The 13,152-nt window shown below is 33.5% G+C and carries 7 protein-coding genes; 1 reads left to right on the top strand and 6 read right to left on the bottom strand.

Annotated elements, in window-relative coordinates; translation table 11 throughout:
- Positions 1 to 3: 3 nt before the first annotated feature.
- From KO361_02755 to KO361_02730, 6 genes are all read right to left on the bottom strand, one after another.
- Positions 4 to 573, bottom strand: a complete 570-nt coding sequence (locus KO361_02755) for a hypothetical protein (protein ID MCC7574487.1) — start codon at positions 571 to 573, stop codon at positions 4 to 6.
- Positions 574 to 587: 14 nt separating this feature from the next.
- Positions 588 to 2,921: a hypothetical protein gene (locus KO361_02750; GenBank protein MCC7574486.1), complete on the bottom strand. Its 2,334-nt coding sequence runs from the start codon at positions 2,919 to 2,921 to the stop codon at positions 588 to 590.
- Positions 2,918 to 4,117 carry a hypothetical protein gene (locus tag KO361_02745; protein MCC7574485.1) on the bottom strand — a complete coding sequence of 400 codons (1,200 nt, stop codon included), beginning with the start codon at positions 4,115 to 4,117 and terminating at the stop codon, positions 2,918 to 2,920. Before KO361_02745 ends, KO361_02750 begins: the two co-directional genes overlap by 4 nt.
- Before the next feature lie 51 nt (positions 4,118 to 4,168).
- Positions 4,169 to 5,440, bottom strand: a complete 1,272-nt coding sequence (locus KO361_02740; protein ID MCC7574484.1) for a hypothetical protein — start codon at positions 5,438 to 5,440, stop codon at positions 4,169 to 4,171.
- A gap of 100 nt (positions 5,441 to 5,540) precedes the next feature.
- Positions 5,541 to 8,549 carry a PKD domain-containing protein gene (locus tag KO361_02735; protein ID MCC7574483.1) on the bottom strand — a complete coding sequence of 1,003 codons (3,009 nt, stop codon included), beginning with the start codon at positions 8,547 to 8,549 and terminating at the stop codon, positions 5,541 to 5,543.
- Between the two features lie 13 nt (positions 8,550 to 8,562).
- A complete protein-coding gene (locus tag KO361_02730) occupies positions 8,563 to 10,089 on the bottom strand; it encodes a hypothetical protein (GenBank protein ID MCC7574482.1) in 1,527 nt (508 codons plus the stop codon).
- Between the two features lie 236 nt (positions 10,090 to 10,325).
- Here KO361_02730 and KO361_02725 point away from each other — a divergent pair, with 236 nt between their 5' ends.
- Positions 10,326 to 13,136, top strand: coding sequence for a hypothetical protein (locus tag KO361_02725; protein MCC7574481.1), 2,811 nt, complete (start codon positions 10,326 to 10,328; stop codon positions 13,134 to 13,136).
- The last annotated feature ends 16 nt before the right edge of the window (positions 13,137 to 13,152 follow it).

Below are 13,152 nucleotides of genomic sequence, written 5' to 3'. Positions count from 1 at the left end.
TTTTTAAATATTATATTTCTCGTTGTGTTTCCTAATAGAAGACACGTCGTCTCCATACAATAAATAAATCTTTTCGCTAGGATTAAAATATGAAAAATCAACTATGTTACCTTTATTAAACTCATTAAAATGAACAACTAAATCATTAACGCGTTGCTCCACTCCTTCAACTCCTTTACTACCAAAAAAACCTTTCTTTCTTTTAAGTTCTAAAGCTAATTTGTAATGATAATCAACACGCAATAACTTATCAAAAAACAATTTATTAGAATTATCATTCTTAGAATAATCAAAAAAGAGCTTTAAAAAATTACGAAATAAACCTTTACTTTCTTTATCATCAAATTCAGGAAACAAAAAATAATTCTGTCTAAGCATATTAGTTCCTTGATCATCAAAAGAAAATATTTCTCTTTGAGAAGAAAAACTCATACCTGATAAGTTATCAAAACAAAAATCAGGCTCGAACAAATCCTTAAAAAAAACATAATCATCCTTAAAATATTCAAAAACTTTCAAAGAATCTTTTTTATATTTATTGTGTTTATTAGTAAAATCCTTAAAATCTATCAAGAGCAACACCCTAATTATTTTTTCCTAGAATATTTTCTAGGTTTAGATTTCTTAGAAACCTTTTTTGATTTAGCCACTTTAACTTTTTTCTTTTTAGGCTTAACTAACACTTTCTCAGATTTGAAAGATTTAGATTTTAACAAAAACAAAAAAGAAGCTAAAACTAGTAATAGTAACATGTTTATGTAAACACAATATTTTTCATAACGCTCAAAGAAAGATAAAGAAACAGGCTCAACTACTTCAACCATGAACCTAGGAGTAATAACTTCTCCTCCTTGACCATCATCCGCTAATACTCTGAAACGATCACTGCCCGTGAAGTTATCAGACCTAATTTTTAATAAGCTATTAGATAAATCAAAAATTAAATCATCAGATTCATCAATAACTTCAAAAAATAAAGTATCATTATCAGGATCAATAACGTAGTTATTCAAGTCAATAACTAATTCTTTACCTTGGTAGAATCTGAAAGCGTAAGGATCTTCTGATTGAACCAAAGCAGGATTAATTCTTTCAGGCAAACCATGAATTATAAGCAAAACAATAACTGACAACAACAAAGAGATAACAAGAATTAATTTGACTATTCTTCCTAAGAAAGGACCTAAAAGCAAGTAAGCAACCAACACCAATAATAATGTTGTGATAATGATTAACGCGAATAAGAAGCAAGGATTATCAGAAGCGTAATTTTTTATTTTTTCAAGCAAAGGCGTGCCAGTAAGAACAAGCTTGAACTCTTTACTGTAAACGTGACCCTCATCAGAAGTAATATTCAAAGAAAAAAAGTAAACATCAGAATCATAATCACGAGTTTTATTCAAAACCAAATCATGAAAACTTTGAGCTTCCAAGAATATTTTTTCCTCATTTAATTCTAAGAAATCAGAACCATAATAAGCAACATCAAAGGTGTTATCAACAAAGCCTTTATTTTGAATTCTTAAAACGACTTCATCATCATAAAACCTAGAATAAACAACGTATCTAGAAGGAAAACCAATCTCTGAACACTTATAACTAGGAACAATATCTAAAACAATGGAATCATCCCAATGCTTCAACAAATTCTTAGATGAATAAGCAGAAACACCAAACAATATTTTACCAGAAAACGAAGAAGCATCAATGATTAAATCAACAAATTTTTCTTCACCAGGATTAACCGTTACGACTGAGTCAGACAAAACAGCGTTAGGAGTATTAGTCTCTAAGTTATAAGTTTCCTCAAATAAACCATTATTCTTTAAAGAAACAACTAAGGATTCAGATCCTTGACAAACCCTTAAAGAGTCAGGACTCAAAATAGTAAGAGATGAATCATAACACTCAGATAAATCTAAAAAAATCTTCTTATTAACTTCTACATCTCCAATTAAAGAAGACACAATCAATGAAAATTCATAAGAATCACGAGTTTTAAAACCAGGCTCAAATAATAACTCGAAAGAAGCAGATTGACCAGGTTCTAAAGCAACAGAGTCAACACTTAAAGAAACAAAACTAGGATTATTTCTAATTCTTAAATTATAAGTATTATTAGTTAAACCATTATTACTAACAACATAAGGAACACCAATTATTTCGTATCTACAAAGCTCTAATTCCTCAGAGCCCGTTAAAGAAAAATCATAACCAGGAACAATAAATAAGGAATGACTAAGCTCAGCGCTCAAAGTAGAAGAAGATTTAATTCTAAAAGTATTAATAATTTCTCCGCTAACATCACACCTAGGTGTGAAAGTAAAATTCAAAACAGACATTTGACCAGGTAAAAGACTTACTTCGTAACCTGCTTGATCAAAAAATTCAACGTTATTCAAAGGACCAATTAAGTAATCCTCAACTAGAGTTGAAGGATTTTTTAAAACCAAAGAATAAACAACAGGTTCACAAATAACTGATTGATTCTTATCAACAAATAATTTAGCTTCAATGGTTTGACACTTCTCAACTTTTAAAGAACGAGTAATTACTTGTTCAACTCCTGTGGTGCTACTAATAAGAACTTCATAGTTTTCAACAGAAGGCTTATCATTACAACCACTAGTAATCAAAACAGGAACAACTATTTCTTGGCCTGGATTAAGAGTTATTTGACTAAAAGAAATAATAGCTTTATCAATATTAGTGCTCAACTCAAAAACTTGAGGATAAGGAGCGCTATTTTTTAAAATTATTTCATCAGTTAATTCACCACAAATACAAACAACAGGATTAGCTAATTTAGCACCTGAAATAAATCCTGGAGAGTATTTCTCAATTATGATTTCAGAACTAGCAAAAGCTGAAAGTAATAAAACGAAAGACAACAAAACCAAAAAAAATATTCTTGATTTCATCTTCTCCTAAACAACCCCCTTCTAGAAGTTTCAGGCTCAGCGTAATCAACTTTGGTTTCAACGCCTCTCTCCGTTTGCATAATTACTTCTTGTATTCTTACAGGCTTATCAGCTTTTTCAAACAAGAAATACAAATTAGCAGAAGCACCAACTTTATCAATAAAATTAGCATCAACTACGTATTGACCAAGCCCGCTGTTTTGAGAATCTTCCCTAGTATAAGAAAAAATGTTGTTCTCTGTGTCAAGAACGAAGTTACCAACAACCACGTCATTCTTTTTAGCTAACGCTTTATCAGTTACTAAGTTATCGTCAACGTCTTCAACTAAAACAGAAAGCTCAGATAACATGTATTTACCATGAATTTCGCCTAATTTGTAAAAATAATTATTACCTTCTCTGACAGGTTCTAAAGTACCAGTAAGAGTTTCACCAGTTCTTGAAACAAATTTATAATCCAAATTACCAGGAACAGGTGCTTCATTCGTAGTTTCTAAAATAAACGTGACAGGTGTCTTTAAACCAGATTCTTTAACGAATTTAGTAGAAAAATAATTCTTACCAAGAGCCAAATCCTTTAAAGAACCATTATACTCCCAGTAACCATCACCAACAAAACTAAGAGTGCCTATTTTTTTACCATCACCATACAACAAGTCTCGATCTTCATCAGTTTTAATACCTTCCTCATCAAAAGGACGAATCCTAAAACTATTAACAACATCACCAATACTAATCTTGCCAAGATTAACAACTAATCCTTCTAAGTCTTTTTCACTCTTAGGATCTTGACGAACAGGCAATAATGATTCAGGAACAGGAAATTGTATTCTCTCATCAGCCTTTGTAGCTCTTTGATTAGCATCTTCAACGTAAGATTCAGGAATAGTTCTTCTAGCAGTATCTCTTACTGTTTCTTGAACTTGCTCTTCCACAGCGACCCTCGCAGGAATAACAACTTCTGGTTCTTGCACAACTTGTTGTTGCACAGCTTGAACTTGTTGTTGCTCAACAGAAACAGGTCTTACAACGCCTTGAGTTACTTCTTGATGAATCACACGTGAATAAGGAATAGTAGAGACATTAAGAGAATCAAAAACTCTTTGTCTTTCTTTTCTTCTTTCTAAAAAAGGATCCTGCGCACTAGCATAAAGAGAAGCTAAAGCTAAAAATGATGTTAATAATATTTTTTTCATACGCAATCAATCCCCCATGAAAATAATAAAAAAAAAAGAAAAAAAAAATAATTAATAATAAGTTTGGTCATCCTCGTCATCGTTGTTTTTTCTCATTTTTTTGAAAACAACAACTAATCCAAGAACAATTAAAACTATTATTAAAATCACAAGTGCCCATTCAAGAACTTGCCTGGTGTTCCAATCAGAAACAGTTTTTTCTTCCAAGTTTTTAACGGAAGCAAGAACTGTTGTTTCTTGCATTTCTTCACCTGAAGCAACACTTATTTTTAAGATTTTGTCACCAGCAACTACGTCGTCGTCAGCTCTTAATCTTAAGTAAGCAGTTTGTGATTGTCCTCCTTTTACAACGAATACAGAGGAAGGTTCAAATGTAGCAGTTGCCCAACCTTCATGACCTGAAACGCTTAATACGTAAGTCTTTGAAGAAGCACCTTTGTTTTCTATAAGAATAGGGTACAAAGATCCTTGGTATTGTTGAGATCCAGCAATTACTTGAACTGATTCAGGCATAGTTATAACAGATACACCGTCAACTCCTTTTTCTAAAGATTCTGTTCTTGTAACAGTTACAAGTTGTTTTTGAGAAGTTACTTGGAACCTATCATATTCTACTGTAGCAATTACTTCGTAGTCTTGTGCTTTAGCATCCTGAGGGATTCTTAATAGCAAAGATTCAAAGGATTGTGTTTCTTCTTTCTTTAACCAATCAATGGTTTCATAAGTCTGAATGTTTAATTCAGGAATTGCTACTTTAACAGTTACATGATCTAAGTCATAGTTTCCGTAATTCTTTACTTGTACTTTGAATGAAAGTGCTCTTCCAGCTTCTATTGAGTCTGAAGGACTTACAAAGAAGTTTCTTATTTGAACAGCTGCTCTTTCATCTGATCCGTAAATAGATAGTTGGTAATTGTATGTAATTACTGAGTCACTATTTTCATCAAAAAGAATTAATCTTAACTTAGCATCTTTTTGTTGCATATCCATAGGAACTTTTAGAGTTAAGTCAAATGCTCTTTTGTTTCCTGCTGGAACATTAAATGTGTTTGTGTGAGTCATTACCATGTTTGGTTCGTAGTGCGCGTATCTGTAACCTGACAAATAAGCACCTAAATAAGCTTGTCTTACTTCTTCTTCAGCTTGTAATACGACTCTTATCTTTATTTCATCTCCTCTTTCAACGTATAAATCGTCGTAATCGTTAGCTACGTCTCCGTTGATTCTTACTTGTTCAATTTCCAAGTAAGCACTAGCTAAAGGAACTAGTGTAACTACTAAAAGCACCGCCATGATGCTTGCACATATATTCTTTGCATTCATTTTTTTCATCCTCCCAAAAATTGGTTTTCAGTGTTATAGTGGGTGTTAGCCACCAATTATTTATAAAGTTTTCGTTTTTGTAACTATTTCGTAGTGGTTATCATTGTATTATTGTCATAGGGAAATATTTATACCTAGTTATACCTTGACCAGCCACTCCAATTAAAGCATCATGATCCCCTAAAGGTATAAAATCAAACTCGCTAATAAATACATAAAATTCGATTGTTCTCGTCTGACCAGGTCTAAGCGTGAAAGCTCCACTTCTTTGAACAACCCCGAATTCAGGCAACGAAAAAGAAGCCCTCATATTACTAAGAGTTTCAGCTTTGTTATTAGTGACAGTGACACTAACGGTGAATTCTTCACCTAATCTAACAACGCCGTAATCAACGCTTGAAACACTAAAGTAATCAACAGATAAAGGTTGACCAAAGTCAAAATCTACGTAATCACCGTAAAGTCTTGAAGCATAAACACTTAAAGTAGTTTCTGCTTGATCCCCAACTTCATTAGTAACAACCAATGTTAAATAATACTGACCTTTACTTGGAAATACATAATTCAAAAAAGGACTACTAGATGCATCAGCGAAAACAACATTTCCATCTTTTCTTACAATCCAAGCATAAGAAACAATTTCCGCGCCTGAAGAATCATAAGAATCAGAACCATCATAAGTTACTTCTTCACCTACAAAAGGACTTTCAGGACCTCTAATTATTGCAACTAAAACAGGTAACGGTCTTGAAACAGCCACAACCCTAGTTATTTGATTAGTAGCACCTCTATTATCAGTAACAATCAAAGTTACTTCATAAGATCCTTCTTGATTAAAAGTTCTAGAAAAACTAGTTTCATTAACTCCTTCATGAACTAAAGCATTATTAATAAACCATTGCTCATTAACAATGAAACCATCAACATCATAACTCGTAGACATAAAAGTAACTTGTTCATTCACTTCAGGACTCATAGGATTGTATTGAAAATTAGCTACAGGATTAACATTAGGAGCTTCACTAACAACCAATATCCTAGTAACAGAGTCAGTAGCGCCATCATTATCAGTAACTCTTAAAGTCACGTAATAAACACCTATTTCTGTGAATGTTTTCTGAACAACACTACCAGTTTCATCAAAAACATTATCCCCATCAAAATCCCATTCTTCTAAAACAATGAAACCATCAACATCATAACTCGTAGATGTGAAAGTTACAACTGTATTAACGAAAGGATTCACAGGACTATAAATGAATCTTGCAACCGGAAGAATGTTTTCAACTATGTCTTCAGAAACAACTATTGTTTTAGTGATTTCGTCAACTGCCCCAACATTATCAACAACTCTTAAAGTAACTTGATAAGCGCCTGTTTCAATAAAGACATGATTAAAACTTGTTTCATTCACACCATTAAAAACCAAAACATCATCAACAAACCATTGCTCGTTAACAATGAAACCATCAACATCATAACTCAAAGACATAAAAGTAACTTGTTCATTCACTTCAGGATTTTCAGGACTGAAAGTAAAATTCGCAACAGGAGGAATGTTTTCAACAACATCATCAGAAACAACTATTGTTTTAGTAATTTCATCAGTAGCACCATCATTATCAACAACTCTTAACCTAACATTATACGAACCAACTTCAGTAAAAGTTCTTGAAATAACAGTTTCATTCACACCTTCATGAATCAAAACATCATCAACAAACCATTGCTCATTAACAATGAAACCATCAACATCATAACTCGTAGAAGTAAAAATGATTGTTTCAAAAATTAAAGGATTCTCAGGAACAAAACTAAAATTCGCAACAGGAGGAACATTCTCAACAACACCCTCAGAAACAACTATTTCTTTAGTAATTTCATCAGTAGCACCCTCATTATCAGTAACAACCAAAGTCATTACGTAAGTCTTAACTTCTTGAAAAGAAATAGTAATTGATGTTTCATTCACACCTTCATGAAATAATACACCATCTAAATACCATTTTTCATCAACTATGTAACCATCAACATCATAACTCAAAGATGTGAATAACACGCCGTGATAAACAATAGGATTCTCAGGAACAAAACTAAAATTCGCAACAGGAGGAACATTCTCAACAACACCCTCAGAAACAACCACTACTTTAGTAATTTCGTCAACCGCGCCATCATTATCAACAACTCTTAACCTAACATTATACGAACCAGCTTCATTAAAAACTCTGTTGAAACTTGATTGTTCTTCGTTAAAATTGTGAATTAAAACATTATTCAAATACCACTGTTCTAAAACAACAGATCCATCAACATCATAACTCGTAGAAGTAAAAGTAACTTGTTCTCCAACTACTGGATTCAAAGGAACAAAACTAAAATTCGCAACAGGAGGAACATTCTCAACAACACCCTCAGAAACAACCACTACTTTAGTAATTTCGTCAACCGCGCCATCATTATCAGTAACTTTTAGAGTTACTTCATAAGAACCTACAAAGCTAAATGTTCTTAAAAAACTAGAACCTTGCTCCGCGAATTGATGAACAAGAACACCGTCAAAATACCATTGCTCTAAAACAACAGATCCATCAACATCATAACTCGTAGAAGTAAAAGTAACTTGTTCTCCAACTACTGGATTCAAAGGAACAAAACTAAAATTCGCAACCGGAGGAACATTAGGAATTACTTCTTCACTAACATCTAAGTATAATAATTCTGATTTAATTATTTGATTACCAAATGAATTAGTTTCTGTTGCTTTTATATCAATAAAATAATTACCAGGGCCTTCGTAATGTTCTTGACTAATCAAAAAAGGATTAGGAGAATAAACAAAAGAACCTGAATGGGAATCAGAAAATAAGTCTTTAACAAAGAAAACTCCTAAATCAGTTATTTCAAACAGTTTTCCTTCTACTTCTAATAAAGGGGATGAAGAACTTATTAAAATTGATAAAATTATTTCGTCAGAATCCCCCTCCATTATTGAAGCATGAGTTGTCTGAGAACTTTCAAACTTTGCTAAAATAGATAACGCTGACGCGGTACTAGTTAGCAAAGCAATTACGAAAACAAACAATAATATATTAAATAATTTTTTCATAGCGATTCCCCCATTATTTTTTCTGATACAACAAATTAATACCTATTCCGTATTGAAACTCTTTTTTGAAAGGATTGTACATTACGAACGCGTTAAATCTGTCTGCTCCGTATTTCAAACCAACAAGAGGATCAAATTTCTTATCATCAAATTCTTCTATTTTAGTATCTCTCCAAGAGTTCACGTTAAAAGGAACGTTGTCAGTACCCATGAAGTAAGTAGTATTAACTAGCGTAGATACGTCATTACCTGAGTTTCTTGAATATTCAACTCCTGCAAGAAGAGAAAGATTCTTGAATAATTCAACGCCTAAAGCAAGAGACGCGCCATGATTAGCTCTCATACTTGAGTTGTAAACCGAATCAACAGTTACAGCGTTCACGTTGAATCCTGGAACAAATTGAATATCCATATTGCCTTTAGGATCATAATCTTTGTTTTGTTTACTACCAGGATTAAATGTTCCTATTAAAGACCAAGCTCTGTTATTTTTACCTATACCTCTACTAAGATATAAAGCGTAAGATAATTCTTTATTATCGGACATCTCTTTGTTATTAGATATGAATAATCCTGGGCCACCTTCTATTTTGCTCAAAAAGTTAACCAAAGAATTATTTTTTTCTGATATAGAATCAGCTTTGGAAGTTAGTTTCTGATTTTGTTCATAAAGCTCTAAAGCATCTTTTTCTGCTCCTTGATAAAGCTCAGTCATTATTCTTAAAGCTTCTAACTGATCAGCTCTACCTGGATGCGTGGAAGTAATACTTCTAGCAAGATCCACATCAAATCCACCAAGAATTAAAGCATATTTCAAATGCATATCCATATCCGTTCCTGGAACAAACAATAAATGATCTACAAGGGTGCCGTCAGCTAATCTTCTCTTAGTCATAACGTTTCTACCACCAACATGCCTAGTACTAGGACCTGTATAAACTGCATTAACAACTTGACCTTCATCTCCTCTAAAAAATGCTATTTGATCAAAAGATGCGCCTGAGTAGTTAGCAACCATTTTTTGAGCATCTTGAAGATTCATGTTCGTTGCGTTAATTAAGCTAGGAATCGTAACGTAGTGATCAGGAATACCTTCTATTTCGTTCAAGAAGTCACCGCCACTTTTACCAGTCATGTTTATAGTAGTAAAAGGCTCGTTGTTTATTCTAGCTCTAGGATTAGAAATTATTTTTGTAGCACCAACTCCTGAATTAGGAGATGTTCTAACATTGCCACCAGAAGTGTGATATAATCTGTTATTACCAAAAACAACTATGTCTAAGCTGTCTTTGTATTCTACTTTTCCTTCGTCATTTAGTTTTTGGTACCAATCGTAAACTTTTAGTAATTGTTCAGCTTCAGGTTGAGCAAAGAATTCTCTTTGAATACTTCTTATTTCGGAACGAGTTTGAGCTTCAGCTTTCTCAGCAGTAATAGGAGAAAAAGCAAGTGTTCCTGCTAAAGCAAGAGTGTTTTTGTTTCTAATAACAAAATCTTTAGAATCATTATAAATTTCTTTTACTTTTTTAGTTAAACTCATTTTTTGGTACCTCATGAATTTTTTCCGACGAATAATCATTAATTTTTTATTAACACTTTTTTCAAAAGGAACAACACCTCTCGAAAAAAAGAGTTTTATTACTACTTAGTAATGGTTAGAGCTATTTAAATGTTTCTGTTTGTAACTACTAAATAATAAAAACAATTTTTTGTTGTGTTTTGTAATATTAAATTATTTAAATAAGAACAAACCACGAACACCAAGGAGGGGTCCTATTGAGCAAAAAAAAACACAAAGAAAAACAAAAATCTAACGACGAAATCACCATAGATATAGAAAACATAAAAGAAAAAAGCTTAGAAACAATAAAAAAAGCAGAAAAAATATCCAAAAACAAATACGTAAAATACGGATGGATAGCTCTACTAATAATAATCATAATAATAATATCATCATACGTAAGACTAGGACCTCAAAGCTTACCAATCACAGATAACTGGGCACAAAACATGGTAGAAAATAACTACAAAAACATGATTGCCCAACAAATACAACAAGAAAAACCCAACTTACCAGAAAGTAGCATAAGACGAATGACAGATGAAGACTACAAAGAATTCTACAAAGAAAACAAAGCACAAATAGACTCACAAATACAACAAGTATCACAACAATACAAAGACATGCTACAAAACGAAAAAGGAATGACATACCTACTAGGAATAGATGAATACTTCTTTTACTCACACGCGAAATGGTACCAAAAAGAAGGACACTTCGGAACCGACATCGTAGACGGAGAAGAAAGATTCATGCTTAGAAACGGAAGATTCGGATTCCCTGCCAGATTCATGATGCACCCATTCCTAATAAACGTTTTACACGACGCGTGGAAACCATTCAATCAAGATTTCGACATAGAATGGGCATCATTCTACATCCAAGTAATACTAATAGGATTAGCATCAATACCACTATTCTTTTTAAACAAAAAAATAAGCGGAACCACAGGAGGATTCATCGCGACAATCCTAGTCCTAACAGCCATACCCTTAGTAGGAAGAACAATGGGAGGATCATCAGATGATGACGCACACACAATACTCTGGACGTTCATAATGATGGCATTATTATTTAACGCATTAGATAAAAAAACAAGCACTATAGCAATTATGGCGGGACTAGCCGGACTAGTAAATGCTTTCTTCATGATAAGCTGGAGCGGGTGGTGGTACGGATACTTACTAGTACTAGGAAGCGCGGGCCTATACATAGTATATGAATTCGTACGCAAAAAAATAGAGAAAAAAACATTAACCAAACAAGACTGGATAAGAAACAGCGCGTTCCTAGTAATATTCTTTGTGTCAGCGATAATATTCTCCATGATGATATCTCCACTAACTAATAACACAGCAGGAGAAATGGCTTCTAGCGTCATAACAGCGCCAGCCCAACCAATGAAGTTAGTATTAAGTCTGGGTGCAGGCGCGGACATAAGAAGCGCTGGAGGAGACTACCCATTATGGCCAAACGTATTAAGAACAGTAGAAGAACTAAACAAAGCAAGCTTTAAACAAATAATACAAGGCGCAGGAACCCTAGGAAACACAGGAATACTACTCTTTTATTTATCAATCCTAGGAATAATAAGTTTATTCTTAAGATACAAAGAAAATTCAAAATACTTATTCTACGGATTAGTACTACTAGCATGGGCTACAGGAATGATATTCGTAGCTCACAGCGCGGTAAGATTCGTATTAATGGCAAGCATACCTATACTATTAGGAGTAGGACCTTTAATAGGATACATAACAGGGCCGTTAGCAGAAAAAATAAAGAAAAACACCACGATAAGAAAATCAATATATGTAAGCGTGGTATCAATAACCCTTACAATAATACTACTTTGGGCGCCCGTAAGCAACGCTAGAACAATGAGTGAAAACGCGATCCCAATATTTGACGATGCGTGGTACGAATCAGTTTACGCAATAAAAGACGACGCTTCACAATACGAACAAAGAGGAATAATAAGTAGTTGGTGGGATTACGGACACTTCTTTCAAGCGTACGGAGAACAAACCGTGACGTTCGACGGAGCAGACCAAGGAAAAAGAATATACTGGATGGGACGAAGCTTACTAACAAGCGACGTAGACGAAGCACACGACATCTTAAAAGTGATGAATTGCGGACAAGAAAAACCATATAACTTACTAGAAGAATACATAGGAGAAAGATACAAAGCAACAAACATAAAATTAGAAATAACAAGAATGACCAAAGAAGAAGCAAGAACCTACTTGATGAATTACTTAAACGAAGAACAAACACAAGAAATATTAGAATTAACACACTGCGAAGATTTATACCCTATGTACTTCGTAACAAGCGAAGACATGGTAGGAAAAGCACCAGTGTGGTCGCACTTCGGAGGATGGAACTTCACAAGAGCTTACTTCTATTACTATTTAAGAAACCTACCATTAACAGACGTGTACACATTAACAGAAGAAAACTTAGGAATGAACCAAGAACAAACAAGAACATTATACAACGAAGCCAAACTAATAAGAAACGAAGACCAAGCATCACAATGGATAAGTCCTTACTTAAATTATTTAACGAGACAAAAAACAACTTGCACCGAAGCCAATAACACAGTAACTTGTAACTTCGAATTAGGCTTACAACAAGACGCAACAAGCACAGTCGTACTAAGAAGAGCAATCATACCTTTGAATAATTTAGAAGAAACACAACTAATAGTACAAGCAATAAACAGAGCAACAGGAACACCAATGGGACAAGACATAATCAAACCAAACAAAATAATAATAGAAAACAACGGAGCATTCCAAGAACACGGATTCGAACAAGGAACAGGATTCGACTTAGTACTAATGAAAGAAGAAACAAGACACACAGCTTTACTAACAAGCCCAGAACTAAGCACCTCGGTATTCACGAGACTATTCTTCATGGAAGGACGCGGAGAAGACTTATCAATGTTTGAGAAAATAAGCGACGTCACAAGCTTCAGAGGAGAAAGAATAATTGTTTGGAAAGTCTCACCCTAACTTTTTTATTTTTTTT

Source organism: Candidatus Woesearchaeota archaeon (genome assembly GCA_020854775.1).
Lineage (GTDB): Archaea > Nanobdellota > Nanobdellia > Woesearchaeales > 21-14-0-10-32-9 > 21-14-0-10-32-9.
This window is presented reverse-complemented; position numbering and strand designations above follow the sequence as displayed.